General features: G+C 65.4%; 28 protein-coding genes and 2 tRNA genes. 25 read left to right on the top strand and 5 right to left on the bottom strand.

Annotation, left to right across the window (positions count from 1 at the left end; genetic code table 11):
- The first annotated feature begins 44 nt into the window (after positions 1-44).
- The 6 genes from A5767_RS15890 to A5767_RS15865 all read left to right on the top strand — a co-directional run bounded on the left by A5767_RS15890 (position 45) and on the right by A5767_RS15865 (position 6,123).
- Positions 45-884, top strand: coding sequence for an MHYT domain-containing protein (locus tag A5767_RS15890; RefSeq protein ID WP_024102548.1), 840 nt, complete (start codon positions 45-47; stop codon positions 882-884).
- Positions 885-1,017: 133 nt separating this feature from the next.
- Positions 1,018-1,851, top strand: coding sequence for an MHYT domain-containing protein (locus tag A5767_RS15885; protein WP_231913205.1), 834 nt, complete (start codon positions 1,018-1,020; stop codon positions 1,849-1,851).
- 148 nt (positions 1,852-1,999) lie between these two features.
- Entirely contained in the window at positions 2,000-4,504 is a 2,505-nt protein-coding gene (gyrA, locus tag A5767_RS15880; protein WP_024102549.1) for a DNA gyrase subunit A, read from the top strand.
- A complete protein-coding gene (locus A5767_RS15875; protein WP_064852670.1) occupies positions 4,505-5,764 on the top strand; it encodes a DUF3566 domain-containing protein in 1,260 nt (419 codons plus the stop codon).
- 75 nt (positions 5,765-5,839) lie between these two features.
- Positions 5,840-5,913: transfer RNA gene (locus A5767_RS15870), tRNA-Ile, on the top strand.
- Positions 5,914-6,050: 137 nt separating this feature from the next.
- Positions 6,051-6,123, top strand: a tRNA-Ala gene (locus A5767_RS15865).
- A 99-nt stretch (positions 6,124-6,222) separates the two neighbouring features.
- Here the strand turns inward: A5767_RS15865 and A5767_RS15860 are convergent.
- Both A5767_RS15860 and A5767_RS15855 read right to left on the bottom strand, forming a co-directional pair.
- Positions 6,223-7,155 (bottom strand): tyrosine-type recombinase/integrase, encoded by a 933-nt coding sequence (locus tag A5767_RS15860; RefSeq protein WP_442978767.1) that lies wholly within the window; start codon positions 7,153-7,155, stop codon positions 6,223-6,225.
- 130 nt (positions 7,156-7,285) lie between these two features.
- Complete coding sequence (locus tag A5767_RS15855) at positions 7,286-7,978, bottom strand: hypothetical protein (protein ID WP_156665169.1); 693 nt, start codon at positions 7,976-7,978, stop codon at positions 7,286-7,288.
- 93 nt (positions 7,979-8,071) lie between these two features.
- On the opposite strand from A5767_RS15855, the gene A5767_RS15850 reads away from it, so the two are divergent.
- From A5767_RS15850 to A5767_RS15785, 16 genes are all read left to right on the top strand, one after another.
- Entirely contained in the window at positions 8,072-8,287 is a 216-nt protein-coding gene (locus tag A5767_RS15850) for a helix-turn-helix transcriptional regulator (protein WP_064852668.1), read from the top strand.
- Positions 8,284-9,063, top strand: coding sequence for a hypothetical protein (locus A5767_RS23785; protein ID WP_231913203.1), 780 nt, complete (start codon positions 8,284-8,286; stop codon positions 9,061-9,063). Before A5767_RS15850 ends, A5767_RS23785 begins: the two co-directional genes overlap by 4 nt.
- Positions 9,060-9,206: a hypothetical protein gene (locus A5767_RS23170; protein ID WP_156665168.1), complete on the top strand. Its 147-nt coding sequence runs from the start codon at positions 9,060-9,062 to the stop codon at positions 9,204-9,206. The genes A5767_RS23785 and A5767_RS23170 overlap by 4 nt, the downstream gene beginning before the upstream one ends.
- A 115-nt stretch (positions 9,207-9,321) precedes the next feature.
- Positions 9,322-9,501, top strand: a complete 180-nt coding sequence (locus A5767_RS23780; RefSeq protein WP_231913202.1) for a DUF6011 domain-containing protein — start codon at positions 9,322-9,324, stop codon at positions 9,499-9,501.
- Complete coding sequence (locus tag A5767_RS15840; RefSeq protein ID WP_156665167.1) at positions 9,498-10,001, top strand: DnaB-like helicase N-terminal domain-containing protein; 504 nt, start codon at positions 9,498-9,500, stop codon at positions 9,999-10,001. Before A5767_RS23780 ends, A5767_RS15840 begins: the two co-directional genes overlap by 4 nt.
- A complete protein-coding gene (locus tag A5767_RS15835) occupies positions 10,002-11,150 on the top strand; it encodes a DUF3631 domain-containing protein (RefSeq protein ID WP_064852666.1) in 1,149 nt (382 codons plus the stop codon). It begins immediately after the preceding gene.
- 166 nt (positions 11,151-11,316) lie between these two features.
- On the top strand, positions 11,317-11,622 hold the full coding sequence (locus A5767_RS15830) for a WhiB family transcriptional regulator (protein WP_082937721.1): 306 nt from the start codon (positions 11,317-11,319) through the stop codon (positions 11,620-11,622).
- Positions 11,619-11,792, top strand: coding sequence for a hypothetical protein (locus A5767_RS23165; protein ID WP_156665166.1), 174 nt, complete (start codon positions 11,619-11,621; stop codon positions 11,790-11,792). The genes A5767_RS15830 and A5767_RS23165 overlap by 4 nt, the downstream gene beginning before the upstream one ends.
- Positions 11,789-12,163, top strand: a complete 375-nt coding sequence (locus tag A5767_RS15825; protein WP_156665165.1) for a helix-turn-helix domain-containing protein — start codon at positions 11,789-11,791, stop codon at positions 12,161-12,163. The genes A5767_RS23165 and A5767_RS15825 overlap by 4 nt, the downstream gene beginning before the upstream one ends.
- Positions 12,160-12,372: a hypothetical protein gene (locus A5767_RS15820; RefSeq protein WP_064256154.1), complete on the top strand. Its 213-nt coding sequence runs from the start codon at positions 12,160-12,162 to the stop codon at positions 12,370-12,372. The genes A5767_RS15825 and A5767_RS15820 overlap by 4 nt, the downstream gene beginning before the upstream one ends.
- Positions 12,369-13,109 (top strand): hypothetical protein, encoded by a 741-nt coding sequence (locus tag A5767_RS15815; RefSeq protein WP_064852663.1) that lies wholly within the window; start codon positions 12,369-12,371, stop codon positions 13,107-13,109. Before A5767_RS15820 ends, A5767_RS15815 begins: the two co-directional genes overlap by 4 nt.
- A gap of 185 nt (positions 13,110-13,294) precedes the next feature.
- Complete coding sequence (locus A5767_RS15810) at positions 13,295-13,654, top strand: hypothetical protein (RefSeq protein ID WP_064852662.1); 360 nt, start codon at positions 13,295-13,297, stop codon at positions 13,652-13,654.
- Positions 13,651-13,890: a hypothetical protein gene (locus A5767_RS15805; protein ID WP_156665164.1), complete on the top strand. Its 240-nt coding sequence runs from the start codon at positions 13,651-13,653 to the stop codon at positions 13,888-13,890. Before A5767_RS15810 ends, A5767_RS15805 begins: the two co-directional genes overlap by 4 nt.
- Positions 13,869-15,122 carry a hypothetical protein gene (locus A5767_RS15800; protein ID WP_197483255.1) on the top strand — a complete coding sequence of 418 codons (1,254 nt, stop codon included), beginning with the start codon at positions 13,869-13,871 and terminating at the stop codon, positions 15,120-15,122. Before A5767_RS15805 ends, A5767_RS15800 begins: the two co-directional genes overlap by 22 nt.
- 125 nt (positions 15,123-15,247) lie before the next feature.
- The gene (locus tag A5767_RS15795; protein WP_064852659.1) at positions 15,248-15,433 is read left to right on the top strand and encodes a hypothetical protein; all 186 of its coding nucleotides are present in this window, start codon (positions 15,248-15,250) and stop codon (positions 15,431-15,433) included.
- A 314-nt stretch (positions 15,434-15,747) separates the two neighbouring features.
- Positions 15,748-16,716 carry an IS481 family transposase gene (locus A5767_RS15785; RefSeq protein WP_064852657.1) on the top strand — a complete coding sequence of 323 codons (969 nt, stop codon included), beginning with the start codon at positions 15,748-15,750 and terminating at the stop codon, positions 16,714-16,716.
- A 1,082-nt stretch (positions 16,717-17,798) separates the two neighbouring features.
- On the opposite strand, the gene A5767_RS15770 is transcribed toward A5767_RS15785, so the two are convergent.
- From A5767_RS15770 to A5767_RS15760, 3 genes are read right to left on the bottom strand one after another with little or no spacing between them, the layout of a single operon-like run.
- Positions 17,799-18,371 carry a TetR/AcrR family transcriptional regulator gene (locus A5767_RS15770; protein WP_024102552.1) on the bottom strand — a complete coding sequence of 191 codons (573 nt, stop codon included), beginning with the start codon at positions 18,369-18,371 and terminating at the stop codon, positions 17,799-17,801.
- Between the two features lie 31 nt (positions 18,372-18,402).
- Positions 18,403-19,083 carry an ABC transporter ATP-binding protein gene (locus tag A5767_RS15765; RefSeq protein ID WP_019290461.1) on the bottom strand — a complete coding sequence of 227 codons (681 nt, stop codon included), beginning with the start codon at positions 19,081-19,083 and terminating at the stop codon, positions 18,403-18,405.
- Complete coding sequence (locus A5767_RS15760) at positions 19,080-20,210, bottom strand: FtsX-like permease family protein (RefSeq protein ID WP_033098092.1); 1,131 nt, start codon at positions 20,208-20,210, stop codon at positions 19,080-19,082. The genes A5767_RS15765 and A5767_RS15760 overlap by 4 nt, the downstream gene beginning before the upstream one ends.
- A gap of 142 nt (positions 20,211-20,352) precedes the next feature.
- On the opposite strand from A5767_RS15760, the gene A5767_RS15755 reads away from it, so the two are divergent.
- The 3 genes from A5767_RS15755 (at position 20,353) to A5767_RS15745 (ending at position 22,605) form a co-directional block, all read left to right on the top strand.
- The gene (locus tag A5767_RS15755; protein ID WP_064852655.1) at positions 20,353-20,853 is read left to right on the top strand and encodes a hypothetical protein; all 501 of its coding nucleotides are present in this window, start codon (positions 20,353-20,355) and stop codon (positions 20,851-20,853) included.
- Between the two features lie 77 nt (positions 20,854-20,930).
- The gene (locus A5767_RS15750; RefSeq protein ID WP_019290458.1) at positions 20,931-21,437 is read left to right on the top strand and encodes a copper chaperone PCu(A)C; all 507 of its coding nucleotides are present in this window, start codon (positions 20,931-20,933) and stop codon (positions 21,435-21,437) included.
- Positions 21,430-22,605 (top strand): Dyp-type peroxidase, encoded by a 1,176-nt coding sequence (locus A5767_RS15745; RefSeq protein WP_019290457.1) that lies wholly within the window; start codon positions 21,430-21,432, stop codon positions 22,603-22,605. Before A5767_RS15750 ends, A5767_RS15745 begins: the two co-directional genes overlap by 8 nt.
- Positions 22,606-22,623: the final 18 nt, after the last annotated feature.

Genomic DNA, 22,623 nt, shown 5'->3' with positions numbered 1-22,623 from the left:
ACACGGATCGATGTGCCGTGCGTGCCGCTTCCTGGGGGGGCAACATGTCGCACGAGGTTCACCATTTTTCCATGGGCGGTTGGCTTTTCGCACTCGCCTACATCACGTCCGCAGTGGGGTGCTATGCCGGTCTGTCCTGCGCGCGCAAGGCTGCGAACGCATGGACGTCGGTCGCCCGGACCCGATGGACACTCATGGCAGCCCTGTCCATCGGGGGCGTCGGAATCTGGTTGATGCACTTCATCGGGATGATGGGCTTCGACGTACCCGGTTCCGCGATCCGTTACGACCTCGGACTGACGCTGCTGTCGGTCGCGCTCGCCGTGACGGCCACGCTGGTCGGATTGCGGATCCTCGACACCGACGTGCAGTGGATCCGTGGGTTGCCGTCGGATGTCCGGCTTCTCGTCGGCGGCGTGATCATGGGCTTCGCGGTCGCCGGCATGCACTACAGCGGCATGGCCGCGGTGCGGATCCAGGGCGAACTCGAGCAGGGACGGTCGTACGTCGCGGCGTCCGTCGCGATCGGTGTCGTCGCGTCGATCGTCGCGTTGTGGCTGTCGCGGGTCGCGGAACGGCCGGCCGTGCGGATCCCGGCCGCCGCCGTCATGGGATGCGCCGTGGTGGCACTGCACTACACGGGCATGGCCGGGATCGCGGTGACCGTCGATCCGTCCGCTCCGAATCCGGAGGGGATGACCATCATGACCCTGCTGTTCCCTGGATTCATCATCGGTGTCGCGCTGCTCGCGGTGCCGGTCGTAGCTCTGATGGCATCGGCGAGCACACAGGACCTCGAGCAGGAGCGGGAGATGGCGATCTGGCTCGGTGGGGACGGCCCCGAGACGGTCTCCCGTCCTTACGGGCGACATGTGAAACGGTGATGTGATGTGAACACCCACAGCGCGATAAGCTCGCTTACGCTGCTGGAAAGTCGGGGTGCAGCCCGCATCGGGTAGGTCGTGGCGCGTGCCCTCCGAGCGCGGTGGTGACAGCGCGCCGCTGTGAGGACCTCACGTGTCGCACGACGTACACCACTTCTCCATGGGGATGTGGGTTTTCCTCCTCTCCTACGCCACCGCTGTGATGGGTTCCTTCGTCGGATTGTCCTGTGTCCGGCGGTCGCTCGAAGAGCCGCGGCGCAGCGGTAACTGGTGGCTCCTCATGGCGTCGTTGTCCATCGGCGGCGTGGGCATCTGGCTCATGCACTTCATCGGCATGATGGGCTTCTCCGTGCCGGGTACGACCATCCGATACGAACTGGCACCGACGGTCTTCTCTGTCGTGCTCGCCGTCGTCGCGACCCTCGTGGGTCTGCGGATCGCCGACGTGCACGACGTCAGCAAGCACCGCATTCCCGAATCGGTGCGGTTGCTCATCGGCGGTCTGCTCATGGGCGCCGCCGTCAGCATGATGCACTACAGCGGCATGTACGCCATCCGCATCCGGGGCGCGATCGAACACGAGACGGGGTACGTGATCGCCTCGGTGATCATCGGTGTCGTCGCCTCCACGGCCGCGCTCGCACTGGCCCGCCGCACGCGTCGTCTCGAGATCCGCGTCGTCGCGGCCTTCGTCATGGGATGCGCGGTCGTGGCGCTGCACTACACCGGCATGGCCGGCGTGCGGGTCACCCTCGATCCGAGCCTGCCCGCGCCCGAAGGCATGACTGTGATGTCGCTGCTGTTCCCTGCGTTCGTCCTCGGCATCATCGTCCTGGCCGTGCCGATCACCGCGCTGCTGCTCGCCTCCGACCCGGAGGACGCCGTGCGCGACGCCCGGCTCGGGCAGTGGGCGTCGGAGGCGGAACGGCAGGTGGACCGCGACCCGGTCACCGGATCCCACATGTGAGAACTCGGTTCCGGACAGATCTCGGGCTGTGAAGTGCCTGTCCTTCTCGGCATCGGCTGACCTGCACCTATAGACTCGTGTGGTTGCGAGACGTCCGTCGGGCCGAAGGCCGGAGCCGGGCGTGCGAGCCGAGTAGAAGAAGGAGCTCATGACCGACACCACGTTGCCTCCGGAGGGGCCGGGGCACGACCGCATCGAGCCCGTCGACATCCAGCAGGAGATGCAGAGCAGTTACATCGATTATGCGATGAGCGTGATCGTGGGCCGTGCTCTGCCCGACGTGCGTGACGGTCTCAAACCGGTGCACCGTCGCGTGCTCTATGCGATGTTCGACAACGGCTTCCGCCCCGACCGCGGGTACGTGAAGTCGGCGCGCGCGGTCGCCGAGACCATGGGCAACTACCACCCGCACGGCGACGCGTCGATCTACGACACGCTCGTGCGTCTGGCGCAGCCGTGGTCGATGCGCTATCCACTCGTCGACGGCCAGGGCAACTTCGGTTCCCGCGGCAACGACGGCGCCGCCGCCATGCGGTACACCGAGTGCCGGCTCACGCCGCTCGCGATGGAGATGCTGCGGGAGATCGACCACGAGACGGTCGATTTCCAGCCGAACTACGACGGCCGCACGCAGGAACCGACGGTTCTCCCCAGCCGTATCCCCAACCTGTTGATCAACGGTTCGGGCGGTATCGCGGTCGGTATGGCCACCAACATCCCGCCGCACAATCTCGGGGAGGTTGCGGAGGCCATCTACTGGGCGCTCGACAACTTCGAGGCCGACGAGGAGACCACCCTCGCCGCGGTCATGGAGCGGATCAAGGGACCGGACTTCCCGACCGCCGGCCTGATCACGGGCACGCAGGGCATCCACGATGCCTACACGACCGGTCGCGGATCGGTGAAGATGCGCGGCGTCGTGGAGATCGAAGAGGACTCCAAGGGCCGCACCAGCATCGTCATCACCGAGCTGCCGTACATGGTCAACCCGGACAACCTCATCACGTCGATCGCCGAACAGGTCCGCGACGGCAAGATCGCGGGCATCTCCGACATCCACGACGAGTCGTCCGACCGCGTGGGCATGCGCATCGTCGTCACTGTCCGCCGCGACGCGGTGGCCAAGGTGGTTCTCAACAACCTCTACAAGCACACGCAGCTGCAGACGAGTTTCGGCTGCAACATGCTGTCGATCGTCGACGGGGTGCCGCGCACGCTGCGCCTCGACCAGATGATCCGGTTGTACGTCAACCACCAGATCGAGGTCATCGTCCGGCGTACGCGGTACCTGCTGCGCAAGGCCGAGGAACGCGCCCACATTTTGCGCGGCCTGGTCAAGGCCCTCGACGCGCTCGACGAGGTCATCGCGCTCATCCGCGCGTCGCAGACCGTCGACATCGCGCGCGCCGGCCTGATCGATCTGCTCACGGTCGACGAGATCCAGGCCGACGCCATCCTGGCGATGCAGCTGCGTCGCCTGGCTGCTCTCGAGCGTCAGAAGATCGTCGACGACCTCGCCGAGATCGAGCGCGAGATCGAGGACTACAAGGACATCCTGGCCCGTCCGGAGCGGCAGCGCGCCATCGTCCGCGACGAGCTGAAGGAGATCGTCGACAAGTACGGCGACGAGCGCCGCACGCGGCTTGTCGCGGCCGACGGTGATGTCAACGACGAGGACCTCATCGCACGTGAGGACGTCGTCGTCACCATCACCGAGACCGGTTACGCCAAGCGCACGCGCACCGACCTGTACCGCTCGCAGAAGCGCGGCGGCAAGGGCGTCAAGGGTGCCGAGCTCAAGCAGGACGACATCGTCAAGCACTTCTTCGTGACGTCCACGCACGACTGGCTGCTGTTCTTCACGACGAAGGGCCGCGTCTACCGCGCGAAGGCGTACGAGCTGCCCGAGGCGAATCGCACGGCGCGTGGTCAGCACGTCGCGAACCTCCTGGCCTTCCAGCCCGACGAGCGCATCCAGGGCGTCATCCGCCTCAAAACCTACGAGGATGCGCCGTACCTGGTGCTCGCGACCCGCAACGGCCTGGTCAAGAAGTCGCGCCTGTCGGACTTCGACTCCAACCGTTCGGGCGGCATCGTCGCGATCAACCTGCGCGGCGACGACGAGCTCGTCGGCGCGGTGTTGTGCTCCGCCGAGGACGATCTGCTGCTCGTCTCGCAGCAGGGCCAGTCGATCCGTTTCTCGGCCACCGACGAGGCGCTGCGTCCGATGGGCCGCGCGACCTCCGGTGTGCAGGGCATGCGGTTCAACGGCGAGGACAAGCTGCTCTCGCTCAACGTCGTCAAGGAGGGCACGTACCTGCTGGTCGCGACCTCGGGTGGTTACGCCAAGCGCACCCCGATGGAGGACTACCCGGTCCAAGGTCGCGGCGGTAAGGGTGTTCTGACCATCCAGTACGACCGCAAGCGTGGCAACCTGGTCGGGGCGCGCATCGTCGAGGACGACGACGAGTTGTACGCCATCACCTCGAGCGGCGGTGTCATCCGCACTGCGGCGAAGCAGGTGCGCAAGGCAGGCCGTCAGACCAAGGGCGTGCGGCTCATGAACCTGGCCGAGGGCGATACATTGCTCGCGATCGCGCGCAACGCCGACGAGCCGGACGAAGCCGACGCAGCCGGAGCTAAGGAGTCGTAAGTGAGCACTCCCCAGGGACCGAACGGGGCCGATCGCGGGCAAACCGGTCGGAAGCCGGAGGACCGTACAGAGAACGAGGTGAAGCCCGAGAACAAGGGCACGCAGCAGGGCCCGGCCTCGGAGCAGAAACCGGCGCCGGAGAACCGGCCGTCGCAGTCGTCACCGGCCCAGCCTTCGCAGGCTCCTGGGGCACCGGCGGAGGGTTCGTCCGCTCCCGCAGCGGGAGCAGCGGACCCGGCACCCGTGCAGGGTCCGGCCGACCAGCCGCCGGCAGCAGGCCGGAAGGCCGAGCCGACGGCGAAGGCGGCGCAGGACACGCCTGCTCAGGGCGGCTCCCAGAAGTCCGGTGGTGCCTCAGCGGACGGTAAGAACGGATCGGCTGCGGCCGATCAGCCGGCCACAGGTCAGCAACGCACCGCCCAGATGCCCCGCTCCGGCGGCCCGACCCCTCCCTGGCAGCGGGGAGCGGCGTCGGCGCAGTCGGGCTCCCCGCAGAACGCTCCGCAGACGAACGTTCCGGGTGTGGGTCAGGGTCTGTCCAAGCAGGGTGGAGCGCCTCAGCGCCCCGCTGGGGCCTCGGCCAAGGGCTCTGCGGCCGGAGGCCCGGAGCCGTCGACGCGTCCCGTCGTGACCGGCACAGCGGCTCCCAATGCCGCCGGAGGAGCTAGCCCGGCCGGGGGCGGAGACGCCGCGCGCGGGACGCGCGACCGGGCTGCTGCAGCGAAGGCGAAGTCCGCGGTAATCGACGGCCCGACACGGCACATCGAACGCAAGGATCTCGCCAAGGACCTGCCGGATCTGTCCGCAGTGAAGCATCCGTCGACCGGTTCGCCGAGCACGGGGGAGACCCCGCAGGTGAGCGCCCCCGCCACCACCGCGGTGCCCACGGCGATCCCCGCCGCCGGACCGCTGCGGGCCACCGTGCAGATCCGCCGTATCGACCCCTGGTCGATGCTGAAGATCTCGTCGGTGATCTCGGTGTCGTTGTTCTTCGTGTGGATGATCGCGGTCGGCCTACTCTACGGCGTGCTGGCCGGCATGGGGGTATGGGAACGCCTCAACAGTGCGTTCACCGACATCGTCTCCGACGTCGGTAGCGGTGCGCTCGTCTCGGCCGGCCAGGTGTTCGGCTACGCGACGATCATCGGCATCGCCAACACGGTGTTGCTGACGGCTCTCGCGACCCTCGGTGCGTTCATCTACAACCTCTGCACCGATCTCGTAGGCGGCGTTCAGGCCACCCTCGCCGACCCGGATTGACCTGCCGGAACGCTGCCCCGCCGAGGCGATTTGTTTCCGGCGACCCCGGTGGGGTAGTGTTCCATCTCGGTTCGAGGGCCTATAGCTCAGGCGGTTAGAGCGCTTCGCTGATAACGAAGAGGTCGGAGGTTCAAGTCCTCCTAGGCCCACTCCCGTGCCGAAAGGATGATCGGAATGAGGGTTCTCGCACTCGTGGGAACCGGGATTCTGATCGTTCTCGGAATCGCTCGCATGCTTCGGAGCGAAGACGAATGGCACGCGGTTCCCAGTCGCTGACGCGGCGGACGGGGCCTTAGCTCAGTTGGTAGAGCGCTGCCTTTGCAAGGCAGATGTCAGGAGTTCGAATCTCCTAGGCTCCACAAGTAAAAGTGCAGGTAGAGGGTATTTTCCCCAATCGGGGAAAATACCCTCTCCGCGTTTCTGGACACAGTTTGGACACACTCGGTTCTCGAGCAGTGTCACGTGGAGTGTGGTCGAGCGAGATCGTGAAGCCGCTGAGCCACCATTCCGAGATCGTCGTCGAACAGGTGCCCGTACCGATCGAGGGTGAGCGCCGCGCTGCTGTGACCGGGCATCCGCTGTACCGCTTTGATGCTCGCTCCGGCGCTGATCGCCAGCGAGGCCGCGGTGTGTCGTAGCTCGTGCGGTGTCAGTCCCTCGGGGACACCGGATGCCTTTACCGCGTCGTTCCACCATCGTCGCCGGACGTTGTTCGCACGGAGGTGTCCGCCGCGACTGTCGGGGAACACCAACTGCTCGGGACTCATGCTCTCGGTGTGCTTCGCCAGCATCTCCGCTAGGAACCGGGGGAGCGGTACATCGCGGCCCTTGTTCGACTTCGTGCTCGACACCACGACCTTGCTGTCGACGACAGTCGCAGACCTGTGGATACGTAGCCGGCCGCGGTCGAGGTTCACGTCCGCAACGGTGAGCGCGGCGGCCTCACCGAACCGCAGACCGCAGTACGCGAGCGTGTAGACGAGCACGGCGTGACTTTCCGCTGCCTTCGCCAGCAGATCGACCTGGTGGGGCGTCAGGTATCGGCGTTCCTCGTGTTCGATGCGGGGCAGGTCGAGGCCGGCCGCGGGATTCGACACGATCCTCGAGTCCTCGACCGTCTGGTCGAGGATCTGCGATAAGACGCCGACGTTCTTCCGTACGGTCGCGGCCGAGCTGGTCTCTGCCATGCTCGCTACCCATCGCCGCAGCCGCTCTCGTGTGACGTCGGCAAGTGGGGTGGTCTTGAAGGCAGGGAGGATGTGCACATCGAGCGCTGACCTGTACCTCGAGGCGGTCGAGGCCGACAGGTTGACCTTGCTCGCGATCCACTTTTCGGCGACGTCACCGAAAAGCACCCGGCCGGCCGATGGCGCGACATAACTCCCCGTCATCTTCTCTACCTCGACCGTGGCAGCGAAGTCCTGTGCCTGCCGTTTCGAGGTGAATCCGCGTTTCCGGGTGGTGGTGCGCTCTGGGGTGCGGTACCGGACTTCCCAGCGTTTCCCGCTGGCGGTGTCGTAGCTACTGACCGTCGCCACGGCGCAGTCCTGCGAGAGTTGATCTCAGTTCGTCCTTCATCTGCCTGGTGATCTGACCCTTCCTCTGCGCGTTGGAATCGGGACCTGCCCTGCGGTCGCGTTCCTCCGAGAAGGTCGACTGCCAAAGATGCAGCGACAGCGTGGCCAGCACGTTCTGAGTCACATCCAACTCTTTTGCAACTCGATGTTCTGTCACCCCCGCGTCGTGGACAGCTCTCTGCAGATCGTCAATTCGCAGGTTGGCGCCAATTCCTTGAAGAAGGTCATTGTCTGCGCGCATCTGCTCGATCGCCTTTTGCACGATCTGCTTGGCTTCCCCCGGTTCCATAACATCTCTCGCCATCAACCGGGCCGGCTCTCCTTGCAATGCACGTGTAAGAGCGTCACCGCGGACCTTCAGCCCCGGATTCACTTCGATCCAACCGTCGAACCACGTGAGATCCGCGATCGATATAGGTTCTCCGGTCACCTCGCCAAGTGTGAGTGCGACCGCGAACAAGGTCGGCAACGTAGCGGGCATTCTTCCGCCCTCGAGGTCCCCAACTCGCCCCGTGCTCCATTTCAAGCCGTAGTGCCTGGCTACACGCGCTACGTCATCGAGTTTCGCGTCATGGCGAATCCGGTGAGCGCGGGCGTTCTGGCCAACAACCTCGGCTAATGGCTTCGTTTCGGTCACAGTCACACGGTACTAGAAATCTCGCGACTTGACAGCACCTCGCCTCACTGATCTACTTGTGACGTCGCTAGAAATCCAGTGAGAGGAAACGGCATGAGTGACGGGAATACTCCGCTCATCGCACCAGCGAAAGAGGTGGCGGCGTTCTTCAACATGACTGAAGCCGCACTTGCGCAATGGCGGTATAGGGGGACTGGACCGAAGTTCGTTCGGCTGAATCGCCGGATCTTCTACAAGTGGGCCGATGTCTACGAGTGGATCGACCAGAACACCATGCAGCGCACCGACGATCGTCCCGGCGCTGCGTGATGGCCAGCTATTTCGGCGACGAACCGACCTGCCAGCGGTGCGACTACCCCCGCAGGCTGCACCACTTGCTCGGAGTCGAACACGACTACACCGAGCGACCGAATGAGAACGCCCCCGATGCCGGGCAGGGCATCGAGGGCAACGAATCCACCAACCAGGAAGCAGGAGATTCTGACATGCAGTCTACCGACCCCCAGAGCTACATGGTGCGACTGATCGTCGCCGGGCTACAGCAGATCGTCGCCCACGCCCAGGACTTCCCCGGCGCGATCGCCTTGATCAACGCCGATGTGACCCGGCGGTTCGGCTGGGACGCAATCGAATACACCGTCACCACCGGCGACTACGTACGCATGACCACCACGGTCGGCCTCGAAGTCGAGTACCAAATCCTTCGATCCGACCAGCCGGTGCCCGAGGACGAATCCGCAGCCGACACCATCGACGACGCACCCGAGGGGATCCTCGCCGACCCGATCCCCACCGTCTACCAGAATCTTGAAACCCTCGGACCCGATGCCGATTGGCGCGACGGGCACAACTTCCTTCTCGCCGAGGTCACCCGCGGCGTGTTCACCGCCCAAGTGTGGCGACACGACAGTATCGAACAGGGGCGGCCTCACAGCGAAGTCGAAATCACCATCGACTCGACCGGGATGCAGGGCGGCGAAATGTTCCACGACCTGTGCATCCTCCCCGACCAGCTCGAGGACTTCCAACAGGTGACGAACGCGATCATGGCGGCGTACCAGTACATCACGGAGGCCGGACAGTGACCGACCTCGAGCTCTTCCTCATCGTCGCCCTCTTCGCAGAGAACGTGGCCCTGATCCTCGCGCACATCGTCGACCGGCAAGTCACCGACCGTGACGGTTTCGGAGAGGACGCCACTACCGCGATGCGGAGGCGAAGCCCGTGACCTGACCGAGTGTCCCGACCCAGCTCGATGCGGAGCCCCGCACGCCGCGGACGAGCAAGGCCGGGAACCAATTTCCGTGGTTCCCGGCCCCCATCGATCCCTGAAAGGACGCCCGATGCGTCAACACAACATTACCCCTCCGGAGCCCGATCCTGTGGCTCGCATCGACGCCGAAGCCCGTCTCTACGGTGCCCGTATCGCCACCAAGTGCCGCGTCTGCGGCCGCTGGCTTGTCGCCCCAAAATCCCGTGCCGCCCATGTCGGCCCGAAGTGCCAGAAGGGAAGCATGGAGTGACCCGAGCTATCCGCCCGATCGGACCGGACCCGACAACCGAAGTGCTTCTCCTCGGCTCCCTCATGTGGGCCACCACCGAAGACGTACGGGAGGTGCTTCCCCTCATCGCCGACGACGACCTCGAGGACCCGAATGCCCGCGTGATCCTGTTCGCAATCCGCTGGCTCGTCGGCGCCGGCCAACCGCACGACGGCACCGCAGTCAGCGACCAGCTGCAGCGCTCCGGCCGACTCGGTGGTGACTCCGGCACCGCGGTGAAGAAAATCCTCCTCGACGCGATCACCTCCGGCGCCGCCTCGAACCATCTCGCTCCGGCGACGTACGCCCGCGCAGTGGTCTCCGACGCCTACCGTCGCCGCTACGAGCTGCTGGGGAAGTCGCTCGTCGAGGCTGCCGACACGATGCCCGAAGGCGATCTGTTGCCGATGCTCCGTCTCGCCGGAACGGACGCTGTATCGCATTCTGAGCGACTTTCTCGACTTCGTGGGGAGGTGGCATAGGTGGTCTACACCCCCGAAATCGACTGCACCGACGACAGTATCGCTCCGGTCAACGGTGCCGGTGTCCTCGACGACGTGATGGCGTTCCTGCGGTTCTACAGCGTGTATCCGAACGAGTACTGCGCGCCGGCGTATGCGCTGTGGATCGCACACACGCACGCCAGTACCGCCTTCTATATCTCTCCGCGGATCATCTTCTCCTCACCTGAACCGGGATCGGGAAAGACCAGGGACCTTGAGCTCGGTGCGTTGCTCGCCCACAAGCCGAAGCTGACGATCTCTGCGACCACCGCGGCGATCTACCGGCGTATCGCACAGTCGACCGATGCCGGGGAGCTGCCACCGTCGTTCTTCTACGACGAGGTGGACGCGATCTTCGGACGTACCTCCTCGCCGCAGACCGAAGACCTACGGGCCCTGCTCAACTCCGGGTACAAGCGTGGTGCGACCGTCGACCGCTGCGAGGGCGACGCGAAGAACATGAAGGTCCGCGAGTTCCCGGTGTTCGCCCCGGCCGCGCTGGCCGGCCTGGCCGGGAACATGCCCGCCACGATCACCACCAGGGCCATCACGATTCACAAGCGCAAACGAGCACCCGGGGAGGTGGTGAACCCGTACCGAGAACGGGACGCCGAACTCGAGGCGAAACCGATCCGGGAAGACCTGGCGGAATGGATGGAGGCGGTCGCCGAGAGGTTGGCCGAAGCCCGACCGAAGATGCCCCGCGGTGTCGAGGATCGGCCGGCCGAAGTGTGGGAAGCGCTGCTTGCGATCGCCGACGAGGCGGGCGGTCACTGGCCGGAGACCGCCCGGGCAGCGTGTCGGCACTTCGTGCTCGATTCCGAACCGGCAGAACAGTCCCTGGGAGTGCAGTTGCTCGCGGACTGCCGAACGATCATCGACGGCCGCGACCGGGTGTCGACCGAGGAACTGATCCTCGAGCTACGCAAGATCGAAGAATCACCGTGGGGTGACATGCACGGCAAGCAGATCGACCCTCGGCGTCTGGCGTCGATGCTCAAGAAGTACGGAGTCCGTTCGGGTCAAATCCGTATCGGAGAACGGACGGTCAAGGGCTACACAGCGACCGGTGAGAGTGGCTTCCACGACGCCTGGAAGCGCTACCTACCGAGCGAAACCGGGAAGTAGTCGAAACGTGGGTAACAAGCGGAACTTGCCAGGTCACAGCGTTTCGGATCGAAACACTGTTTCGGATAAAGCGAAACACGAATCGGAAGCGAAACGCTCTGACCTGCATAGTTCCCCAAGTTTCGCGTGTTTCGCACAAATCCCGCTCATGGAAGAGGAACAGAGCATGACCCGCCGCCGAACCTCAAGGCTTCCGCAGATCCCCGATCCCATCGCAAGCCTCATCGACGACCGCCTGATCGGTGCTCGCTGCAGTGGCCGGCACCCCCTGTTCGATGCCGAGATCGACGACGAGAACGCCGAGGAGCGATCGGCACGTCTGGCGTGGGCACGAACCGAATGCACCCGCTGCCCGGTCCAGGGCCTGTGCCGAACCGCAGCAAGCGAACAAGACCATCCCTTGGGGATGTGGGGCGGCAAGGTCCACGGACTGCCCGGTCGCCCCGGACGAAAGGACACCCCCGCAGCATGAGACTCGTCGTCCGCCGCAGCAAGGCACGAGTGACCGCCAACCCGGGAACACCCTTCCCGGTGCTCTTCGAGTTCAGCGGAGTCGCCATCGCCATGAGGTCATCCGAAGCGATCGCCCTCGCAGACCAACTCGTCGACGCCGCCGAGAAACTCAGGCAGGGACGTGCATGACACCACCAGTGCAACACCTCGCACCCGGTGTCGTCCTGCTCACCGGCAGAAGCATCGACGCCGTGCGGTTCACGGTGCGCGTCACCATCGCCGCCCGCCAACGCAACGGGCAACGAATTCCGCCCGAAATCACCGAACTCGCACGTGAACTGGCCGTGTTCGGACAACAGGACACCGCTGGCGAGATCACGAACAACAGTGAGATGCAGGCGGATTGGATCAGCACACAGGAGATGGCACGGATGCTCGGATGCTCACACCGGCAAGCCCGCCGACTCGCCCCAGAACTCGGCGGCACCCTCCACGCCGGCAGGTGGCTGATCGACCGCGCAGCCGTCACCAACTACCTCCAGAACAGGACCGCAGCATGAACGACCAGCGACGGCAAGCAGCCGACTACATCGCCAGTCTCACCGACAACGAACTCACACAGTTCGTCACCGAATCCCGCGGAGGCGACACCAACACTCAACGATTCGCCCGCCAACTCCTCGGCGGTACCAAAGCCGACCACGACGCCCGCACACAAGCCAACCGCGAACTGCTCCGCCAAGTCTTCGGAAAGAAGGACGACCAGTGAACCTCCATCCCTACCGCACCGCACAGCGGGTCCTGATCGCCACCCGCAAGGCCGGCGCAACCGTCCCCGCACCCATCGCCAAAGCCGAGGCCCGGGCCGAGAAAATCGCCGCATACACCGACACCTTCACAGCACCCGAACTCCGCGACGCCCTCGTCGCCGCCATCGACGCCGGACGTGAACCGACCACCGATCCGCACGTCGCAGCAGCACTCAACGCACAGCAGCTCCACAACGAAGCACTCGCCGACACCATGCGCACCGAAGCCGGCCACATCCTCACCGACGCACTCACCCAGCACGACACCGCACTGATCGACGCATGGCGCACCGTCTTCGACACCGCCGCCGCCGCACTCCACACCGCACACGAGGTGCTCGGAGACATCGACCTGAACAACGCCGAGGCGATACTCCGACAAGGCGGTGACGCGGCCGACGTGTGGACCAAAGCCAAGACCGGGATCCGCACCATCGACACCATCACCCAGGCCTGGGTCGCATGGGCACAAGCCACACGCCTCGCACCCGTCGACGGCACATGGCAGGCAGCACGCATCACCGACGCCGACTGGCACACCTGGCACACCCACAAGCTCGGCGGCAGCACCGACGTATGGGCCATCGTCCGAGCCGGTGCACACCTCGACCTCGCCGACGCCAACACCTACCGCCAGCGCGTCGACCAGCTCACCACCGAACGTGCAGCAGAAGCCACCGTGGCAGCAGCACGCTGAGACCTCCTCACCGCGGGTTCCGAGGGTGACCCGAGTGAGGAACCGTGCCGGCCGGACGTTCATCCCGTTGCGTCCGGCCGGCACCCCAGGGGGAGGTGACCCGAGGGTGGCTCAGCCGCCACCTCCGGCATAGGCGAGCGCTCCCCCCGCTATCTGAAACGAATCGACCTGGAAGGAGGCCCGGTGTGGTCGATGAGGTGAAGCCGCCGCGGGGTCTCCGGGCTGCCGGCAAGCGATTGTGGATCGACACGCTCGAGGATTTCGACCTCGCTGAGCATGAGCGTGGCCTGTTGCTGCAGGCGTGCCGGACGGCCGATGCCCTGGACGAGCTGCAGAAGGTGTTGGACCGGGACGGGGTGCTGAATGAGTCGCCGCAGGGCACGCGGGTGCATCCGGCGTTGCCAGAGTTGCGGCAGCAGCGCATCACGTTCGCTCGCCTGGTCGCGGCCCTGGGCCTGGAGTCGGGGGTGCAGGACGAGGACACGACGAAGCAGCAACGCCGCGGTGTTCGCGGCACCTACGGAATCAAGGGGGTGGTGTCGTGAGACGTCGGGACAAGGTTTCGGGTCTGGTGCCGGCCGAGCTGCGGGATTTCCGCCTGTGGTGTGAGCGCCGGCGGTTCGCCGGTTTCGAGTCGGGGGTGTTCGACGACTGGTGTGAAGCCCGCGCCGAATGGTCCGCGGGACACGGCTGGCCGGGTGGCGCGGATGTGCGGGAGTCGGAGGAGATCGCCGCGGCGGTGCATATCCCTGATGAGCCGTGGGACGAGTCGAAGATCTGAAAGGACAGACTGTGCCTGTTTCTCGTAAGCGCAAGAAGAAGCCCCGGAGACCAGAGGACTTCGACGCCTTGAACGCTGCTCTCCATGCTGCTCGGACTCGGTCGCCGAAGTTCCGTCGCCTCGCCGCGGATGTCCCCACCAAGCATGTGCCGTTGATGGTGGAGCGGATGTTCGATGAGCGGATTTACGGCACGGCGCAGTGGTTCGCCGGCGCGCTCACTCTGGCGTGGCGGAAGGTGGAAGTTCCTACGCTACGGGTGCGCCCCGACAAGTGGATTTCCATGTTTCGCACCCTAGGGTTCGTCACCTATGGCGATGTGAACGGCGTGGTGGATGAGTCGAAGCGTCCGACGGAGCCGCTGACCCTGTATCGGGGTGCACCGCCGGAGTATCGGGAGGGTCTGTCGTGGACGGACACTCCTGAGCGTGCTCGCTGGTATGTGCAAGAGTGGGAGACCGGCAAACGCAACACCGGTGGCACGGTGTGGAAGTGCATCATTCCCCCGGAGCGGCTGTTGGGGTACTTCGACCGGGATCCGGTGGAAGAGATCGAGTGGGTCGCGGACGTGCGTGGCCTGCCGATCGTCGAGCACGTGCCGACTGCCCACGAGATCGTGCGTCCTCGAGTGGCTGCACCTTCGGGTCGGGTGGTGATCGATCCTCGGTCGGGTCGTGAGTGGTTCGTGAAGACCCCGCCGACGATCGCGCACGCCCGCAACGAGTACGCCGCGAACCAGCTCTACGCTCTCGCTGGTGTGCCGGTGCCCGATGCCCAACTGTCCCCGGATGGGACTCGGTACATGTCCGCGGTGATCGACGCGCAGCCGTGGTCGGAGTCGACTCCGGAGGTTCGCCGGCACTTTGTGGTGGATGCGTGGTTGGCGAATTGGGATGCCCCGGAGCCGGGGAACATCCTCGTCGACGGCGATGGTACGGCGTACCGGGTCGACGTCGGGGGTGCGTTGGACTTCCGGGCCCGTGGTGAACGCCGCAACCTCACCGCCGAGGTGTGGGAGCTCGAGACGATGCGCGATCCGGGTATCTCACCTGCCGGCGCGAAGCTCTACGCGGACTTGACCGCTGAGGAAGAGGCGGACGGGATTCGCCGGATCATGGCTCTTGATGAGTCGGAGATCCGGGCAACGATCGCCGCAGCGGGTGCCCCTGCCCGGCTGGCTGACGTTCTGCTCGCGCGCCGTGAGTTCCTGGCTACCCGGTGCAAGATCACCTAAGAGCATTCCCCCTGGTCAGAGCTAGTTGTCGGTGGCGACTGGTAGGAATCGGTATGTTCACTTCGAACACCAGAGAGACCGCCTGCATAATGAAGGCACGTAGTAGCGACCGAGGAGGTGTTGGTATGCCTGTGACTATCGAGCGTAAGAGCACAGATGAACTGCATGAGCGTCTTGAAAAGGCTCTTGCCCGAGTCGATATGGATTACAGCGCACTCGCAGAGCTTGCGTCGCGCTACATGCTGACGCCGGAAGAACTGGCGGTCTGGGACGAAGTTCAGGCGATCAGATTCCTACTTGGGGATGAGTGAGCCTTCAGGCCTTGAGCAGCGAGTACAGGAATTTGCAGAGGAAGTATCGACTCGCGTCCTGATGTGCCTCAAGGGAGAGCCGAAACCGGACTCCCTTGAGGTCGCGGCGTCTCCGGATGGTCACCGCTTTACATTTTCCTATCGGCAAACCCTGCATGCCGCTGCTAGCGACGATGTAGTGGGAATGGTGCATCTCGACTATGCACTAGGTGTAGTTCCCAGGCAGGTTGTGAACGGCGTGCCGCCACGAGATAGGTGAGGACCTCCGGTATCGGTGTGGTTACCACACACACCCCGACTACCGGAGGGCCCTCATGACACACGCTAACGCCTATCTGACCCCACGTGGCCGATTGGCCCTGGCCGAACTCGTCGTCGAGACCGGTTGGAGCCTGCGCCGGGCCGCCGAACGGTTCCAGTGCTCACCGGCGACCGCCAAGAAATGGGTCGATCGCTACCTGGCCGGTGACCGATCGATGCAGGACCGGTCCTCACGCCCCCGGTCCTGCCCGCACCGGACCCCGACCCGCACCGAACGACGCATCATCGGCCTGCGTTTCACCCGACGGTGGGGACCGCACCGTATCGCCTACCACCTGCACCTGGCGAAATCGACCGTCGAGGCGGTGCTGCGCCGCTACAAGATGCCCCAACTCGCCCACCTCGACCAGGCCACCGGACTGCCCGTACGCCGCCCGGCACCCCACCGCTACGAACACGAGCAACCGGGTGATCTGGTGCACGTCGACATCAAGAAACTCGGCCGGATTCCCGATGGTGGTGGGCACCGCAAGCTCGGCCGGCAGACCGGCCGCAAGAACCGATCGAAGATGGGTTACGCCTACCTGCACCACGCGGTCGACGATCACTCGCGGCTCGCCTACTCGGAGATCCTCGGAGATGAACGCAAGGGCACCGCGGCCGGGTTCTGGGCCCGTGCTCACGCGTTCTTCGCTGCCCACGACATCACCGTCAGGCGAGTGCTGACGGACAATGGATCCTGCTATCGATCACAGGAGTTCGCTTCTGCTCTCGGTCCGGAGATCGCGCACAAGCGGACCCGGCCGTATCGGCCGCAGACCAACGGCAAGGTCGAACGGTTCAACCGCACCCTCGTTGCCGAGTGGGCGTACGCGCACACCTACCGGTCCGAGGAGGCCCGCTGTGCCACCTACCAGCAGTGGCTGCATGACTACAATCACCATCGGCCCCACACCGGGATCGGTGGACAGTCACCTATAGACCGCGTCGGCGTTCACAACGTCCCCGGGAATTACAACTAGGTACTGATCGGTCCGGTGAGCATCTGGCTGTTCATGTCTCTACCTTTCAGCTGCGCGACGCCCGGGGGAAAAAGCCGATCGTTCGCGTGGAGTATGTGCGCGATGCGACGCGCGTCCCGTGCTCCCACGTCCATGTACATGCCGAGAGTGGGTTGTTTACCCAGTTGCTTGCTGCGACGGGTCACGATTCGCCAGCGGCCGTCCAGTCCGTTCATATCCCCACCGGAGGGGATAGATTCCGCCCATGCGTCGAGGATTTCGTCGAGTTTCTGATCTCCGAATGCAAGGTCGCTGGACGTGAGGGGTGGCGGGATGAAGTTGCAGAGGGACGCGAGAAATGGCGTGAAATGCAGACGGCGGCTGCAGTGCGTGATAGGCCCGAAGTGGCAGTGAAGGTGTTGGAACGACTCGGACTGAAGATTGAAGGTGAGCTCTCCACGGACCGGCCCAGCCCCCGCGATCGCTTCTGAGCCCCTTTAGCTGCCATCTCAGGGCATGCGTAACCCAGTGGGGTGAAGTTCCCGCTCCGGGAGAGTCTTCCCCTGATCGGGGGAGTGCACATAAGTTGTGGACACACTTTGGACACACCCTGCCTTCAAACCGTGTGATGTGGAGTGATTCCTGAGAGGGTGTTTCCGCAGGTAATCCGATTTTCGATCTCCTGACCTGCAGGGTGTTTCGCATTTGCAAGGCAGATGTCAGGAGTTCGAATCTCCTAGGCTCCACAATCACATAAATGCAGGTAAAGGGCGCTTCCGATCTTTCGGAAGCGCCCTTGCTCTGTTGCTGCCTCGGCCCGTCTGCCCACATTCCACACTCGAAGGGTGACGCCCCGCCTCTCTCCGCGACTCGCCGAGATCGTCGCGGCGCTGCCGCTGGAGCCGCACCTACGTGTGCTGGATCAGGGTCGGTGCACTCGACGGTCGGCACCCGAAGCCGGCAGGGTCGCTCTGGAGCGGATCGCGGCGGCGACACGGCCGGATGCGCGCCTGTTCGTCGACGGTGGTGACCCGCTCCGGGAGCTTGTCACCCCGAGGTGATCGTGAACGGTCCCGGATCGACGGTCCGTTTCACGTGAAACATCAGGAGAGCGCGGTGGTGAGAACCCTGCGGATCGAGGAGCGCACCTCGTCGAGCTTGCGGCCGGATTCGATCAATTCCGTTCCCTTGTGCACGAGCGCGGTGACGAGCTCGGCATCGAGTTCGGGATCCGCGACTCCGAGGACCCGCAGCGACTCGACGAGGGGGAGGACGAGGTCCTGATGCATGGCGTGCATGCTCTCGTCACTGAACGCCTGAGGGGTGAAAGCGGCGAGAGCACCGACGATCGCGTGCTCTCCCTCGGCGACCAGCTGCAGATTGACGTCGATGTACGTCAGCACCCGCTCCGTCGGATCGGACACCTTCTCCATCGCCTCGATCACGCGCGTGTTCCAGCGCGGGAACATGTCGACGACGACCGCGTGCAGCAGGTCGTCGCGCGAATCGAAGTAGTTGTAGACGCTCGACCGGGCCAGACCCGCACGACGCGCCACGTCGCCGAGCGAGGGTGCCTGTTCCGGTTTCTCGGCGAGGAGTTCGAGCGCCGCGTCGAGGAGGGCACGGCGCTGCGCTGCGCGGTGCTCCGCGACCGTCGCTGCGGAAATCTTCGGCACCGCCGGCCCTCCTCGTTCGGCTGTCGACCGTTCAGTCGTGTGGTCGAAGTCTTCCGTCGACCATTTCGAGCACGCGGTCGCAGTGCCGCAGGATTTCGTGGTCGTGGGTGACCATGATCGTAGCCACTCCACTGGTGTGGGTTTCCCGTGCCAGCAGTTCGACGACCTCGTGGCTGCGTTTCCGATCGAGGGCGGCGGTGGGTTCGTCGACGAGCAACAACGACGGTTCGGCCATCAGGGCCCGCGCGATGCCGACACGTTGACGCTCACCGCCCGAGAGCTGCCCGGGTCGCCGCTGGGCGCGGTGCTCCATACCCACCGAGGCGAGCAGCTCGTCAGGGTTCCGTCCGGGGCGTCCGGCGATCTTCTCGACGAGGAGCAGTTGATCGCGTGCGGTCAGGGCGGGGAGGAGATTGCCGGACTGGAATACGAACCCGACCCGCTCTCGGCGCAGCTTCGCGGTCGCCCGCGGGTCGAGTGCGGTCACCTCGATACCGTCGACACTCACGGTGCCGGAAGTGGGTCGGCCGAGGCCACCGGCGACCGCCAGCAGACTCGATTTGCCGGCACCGGACGGCCCGACGACGGCGACCAGTTCACCCGGCTCGACGCCCAGGTCGACGTGATCGAGGGCGTGGACCGTGCTGTCGCCGTCGCCGAAGGACAGGCAGACGTCGGACAGTGTGAGGCCGGTGGAGGTGGTGACGGTCATCTGTTCTCTCCCAGGGCAGCGAGCGGATCGACACGGACGATGCGGACCACGGCGAGGGCGGCGCCGAGCAGGCCGAGGACGACGAGCAGAACGGCACCTCGAGCGACGGGGCCGGATTCGAGGACGAAAGGCATGCCGCTGCCCTCGAGGCCCGACCCGAGTCCGAGACCGACGAGCACGCCGAAGGCGACCGAGCCGACGAGCACGATCACGGCCTGCAGGAGGGCGTCGCGCAGGAGGAATCCGGTGGAGGCGCCCATGGCGCGGAGGACGGCGATCTCACGGCTGCGCTGCACGGTCCAGATCGTGAAGAACGCTCCTACGACGAGGGCTGAGATCGCGTAGAGGAAGGCGGTGATCATCGACATCGTCATCATCTCGGCGCTGTAGCCGGGGGAGGAATCGAACGATTCCTCCAGGGTCTTCGCTGTCGTACCGGCTGCTGCGTCACCCGCGGTGAGATCGGGCAGTGCTCCGTCCACACCCTCGATCGCGACCACACTGGCTTCGGTGTACGCGCTCGGAGGGACCTGTTCACCGAGCCGGACACCGGCGTGGATCTCCTGCCAGGTGCTCAGGGGAAGGTAGGCGACGTCGACGTGACCGAAGGTGCGCTTGTCGGAGGTGAACCCGACGACGTCCAACCGGGTACCGAGACGATCGACGACGATCGTGTCGCCGAGTTCGACGCCGGTGGCGCGGGCGCTGTCGCTGAGGACGACATCGGTGTCACCACCGAGCGGTGCCCCCTCGGAGACCGAGGGTTCGAGGAACGAGCCCGGCCGGATGCCGAAGAGTGTGAGGTCCACGGGGACCCCGCTCTCGGTTTTCGCGTTGACGATGGTGTTGCCGAACAGTTCGGCGCGAGCGACGTCCGGGCGGGCACGCCAGGTGTCGGCCTGGTCTTCCGTGACCACGGATCGGGAGAATGCGGAGTCGGCCTTGGTTCCTTCGGCGAAGGCGAATGCCTGCACCGGTGTGCGCTGCAGTGCCGAGACGCCGTCGACGACGAGACCGGACGACAGACCGGACAGGATCACCATGAGGATCGAGATGAGCGCGACGACGGCGCCCATCAACAGGAAGCGGGTGCGCGCGAACCATAGTTCGCGCATGGCAAGAAACATGTGGAGTCCTTCGTGGGCTGGACCGGGTATGTGCCCAATCTTCTCGACGGCACGTCGATATCTTACCGACGCTCTGTCGTTATATTCGGTGATAGTTACTACATGGGGTAGTAATCGCAGGTGAGGGAAGTATTCTGACTTCATGGCCGAGGTGAACACCGTGATGCGCATGCGCGCGGTCTTCGTGAGCGGAATCTCGGCCGCACTGAGCATCGCCGCGCACGCCTTCGCCGGCGGAGCGATTCCCCACCAGGACGCCCTGGTGTTCCTCCTCGGGCTTGCCTTCGCTGTCGGAGTCCTCACCGGCGAAACCAAGCTTCCGGTGCCGCTCGTCCTCGTCCTCGGGCAGGTCGCCGGCCACCTCGTGCTGGGACTCCACGACGGTCACCTGCACACACCGGGATCCGGAATGATGTCCGCCCACGCGGTTGCCGTCCTCCTCGCCGCAGTATTGGTACGGGGTGCCGAGAAGGGCTGCGAAGCAGCACTCGCAGCGCTGCGCCGGATCGTTCCCGAGACGTACCGCACGCTGCCCGTGGCCGTCGCCGAACCTGTCCCGACGATCCACCGCCCCGATATCGGTCCCGGCGTACTACTCGTCGGCGGAACCGGCAGCCGCGCACCTCCCGTTGTTCTCCGCTAGGTCAACCTTCTCGGTCGCCGCCGCCGGCGACCGCTCGTTCCGTGTGCCCGCAGAGGCACCGACACTTACGGAGAATCATGAAGAAGACCATGTTCGGCACTGCGATCGCCGCAACGGCCCTGCTCGCCGCCGCCTGCGGTTCCGACACCGGCACCACCGACTCGGCCGAGGCCGTCGTCGTGTCCGAAGCCTGGGTCAAGGCATCCGACACCGGGATGACCGGTGCCTTCGCCGAGATCGAGAACACCGGCAGCAGTGACGTGCACATCGTCGGCGCGTCCAGTCCTGCATCCGCCACCACGGAACTGCACGAGATGGTGTCGTCCGGCGGCGCCTCGATGGTGATGCAGGAGATGGGGGACGGGCTCGTCATCCCCGCGGACACCGTGCACAGCCTCGCGCCCGGCGGCGACCACCTCATGCTCATGGACCTCGTGGAGCCTCTGCGACCCGGGAACACGGTGACCTTCACACTCGAGTTCGCGGACGGATCGACCGAGGAGTTCACGGCCCAGGTCCGCGACTTCGCCGGGGCACAGGAGGAGTACGTGCCGTCCCACGACGGGGCAACCCACGATGGCTAGGTTCACTCGACGCACCCTGCTCGGGGGCGGTGTCGCCGCGCTGGGTGCAGCAGGACTCGGCGCGGTCGGAGGTGGGACGGCGGTCGCGTCCCGCATCTCCGAACCGATCGGCGCGCGGACCGTGGAGATCCACGGCACCCATCAGGCCGGTATCGACACCCCCGCGCAGTCCTTCGCGTCGTTCGTGGCACTGGACCTCGCCGAGGGTGTCGATCGTGACGGGCTCGTCGGGATCATGCGGGTGTGGGCCGAGGATTCGCGGCGACTCACCACCGGGACGCCGGCGCTGGGCGACACCGAACCCGAACTCGCCGTCGACCCGGCCCGGCTGACGGTCACGGTCGGCTATGGTCCCGCGGTCTTCGACGCCGCGGGCCTGACCGACCGACGACCCGCGTGGCTGAAGCCGCTGCCGGCCTTCCCGATCGACCGGCTCGAGGAACGATGGTCCAGCGGCGACCTGCTGTTGCAGGTCTGCGCCGACGACCCGGTGACCGTCTCGCACGCGGTCCGCACACTCACCAGGAGTGTGCGATCGGTGGCGACGGTCCGCTGGATCCAGCGAGGGTTCCGGCGTGCGGCCGGCACGCGACCCGACGGGACGACCATGCGCAACCTCATGGGGCAGGTAGACGGCACCGTCAATCCCGCGCCGCACAGCCCGGACTTCGACCGGCAGGTGTGGAATCCGGGTGACCCGCCGTGGATGGCCGGTGGCACCTCGCTCGTGTTACGCCGGATCCGCATGGAACTCGACACCTGGGACGAGCTGGACCGTCCCGCTCGGGAACTCGCCGTCGGCCGGCGACTGTCGAACGGTGCTCCGCTGACGGGTTCGGAGGAACACGACGACGCCGACTTCGAGGCCACCGACCGGTTCGGTATCCCGGTGATCCCGCCGGAATCGCACGTCGCGCGGGCACGTCCCCGCACCGGCGACGAGCAGTTCCTGCGACGGGGTTACAACTACGACGACCAGGACGGCGCCGGATTGCTGTTCGCCACCTACCAGGTGGACGTGGACCGTCAGTTCGTCCCGGTGCAGCAGCGCCTCGCCGAGCACGACGCGCTGAATCCGTGGATCACGCCGATCGGGTCGGCGGTCTTTCTCGTCCCTCCGGGATTCGGTCCGAAGGGGTATCCCGGCGACACCTTGCTGGGTGACTGAGACAAGACCGCGACGTAT

The sequence above is a fragment of the Rhodococcus sp. 852002-51564_SCH6189132-a genome (genome assembly GCF_001665495.1).
GTDB classification, from domain to species: domain Bacteria; phylum Actinomycetota; class Actinomycetes; order Mycobacteriales; family Mycobacteriaceae; genus Rhodococcus; species Rhodococcus pyridinivorans.
The sequence above is the reverse complement of the archived record's forward strand: the minus strand, read 5'-3'. Positions and strand labels throughout refer to the sequence as shown.

Bases quoted from the DNA above. Each gene is read 5' to 3' on its own strand.
- A5767_RS15890 (WP_024102548.1), top strand. From the start codon at position 45: ATGTCGCACGAGGTTCACCATTTTTCCATGGGCGGTTGGCTTTTCGCA.
- gyrA (WP_024102549.1), top strand. From the start codon at position 2,000: ATGACCGACACCACGTTGCCTCCGGAGGGGCCGGGGCACGACCGCATC.
- A5767_RS15860 (WP_442978767.1), bottom strand. From the start codon at position 7,155: ATGACGGGGAGTTATGTCGCGCCATCGGCCGGCCGGGTGCTTTTCGGT.
- A5767_RS15850 (WP_064852668.1), top strand. From the start codon at position 8,072: ATGAGTGACGGGAATACTCCGCTCATCGCACCAGCGAAAGAGGTGGCG.
- A5767_RS23780 (WP_231913202.1), top strand. From the start codon at position 9,322: ATGCGTCAACACAACATTACCCCTCCGGAGCCCGATCCTGTGGCTCGC.
- A5767_RS15830 (WP_082937721.1), top strand. From the start codon at position 11,317: ATGACCCGCCGCCGAACCTCAAGGCTTCCGCAGATCCCCGATCCCATC.
- A5767_RS23165 (WP_156665166.1), top strand. From the start codon at position 11,619: ATGAGACTCGTCGTCCGCCGCAGCAAGGCACGAGTGACCGCCAACCCG.
- A5767_RS15825 (WP_156665165.1), top strand. From the start codon at position 11,789: ATGACACCACCAGTGCAACACCTCGCACCCGGTGTCGTCCTGCTCACC.
- A5767_RS15820 (WP_064256154.1), top strand. From the start codon at position 12,160: ATGAACGACCAGCGACGGCAAGCAGCCGACTACATCGCCAGTCTCACC.
- A5767_RS15795 (WP_064852659.1), top strand. From the start codon at position 15,248: ATGCCTGTGACTATCGAGCGTAAGAGCACAGATGAACTGCATGAGCGT.
- A5767_RS15785 (WP_064852657.1), top strand. From the start codon at position 15,748: ATGACACACGCTAACGCCTATCTGACCCCACGTGGCCGATTGGCCCTG.
- A5767_RS15765 (WP_019290461.1), bottom strand. From the start codon at position 19,083: ATGACCGTCACCACCTCCACCGGCCTCACACTGTCCGACGTCTGCCTG.
- A5767_RS15760 (WP_033098092.1), bottom strand. From the start codon at position 20,210: ATGTTTCTTGCCATGCGCGAACTATGGTTCGCGCGCACCCGCTTCCTG.
- A5767_RS15755 (WP_064852655.1), top strand. From the start codon at position 20,353: ATGGCCGAGGTGAACACCGTGATGCGCATGCGCGCGGTCTTCGTGAGC.
- A5767_RS15750 (WP_019290458.1), top strand. From the start codon at position 20,931: ATGAAGAAGACCATGTTCGGCACTGCGATCGCCGCAACGGCCCTGCTC.
- A5767_RS15745 (WP_019290457.1), top strand. From the start codon at position 21,430: ATGGCTAGGTTCACTCGACGCACCCTGCTCGGGGGCGGTGTCGCCGCG.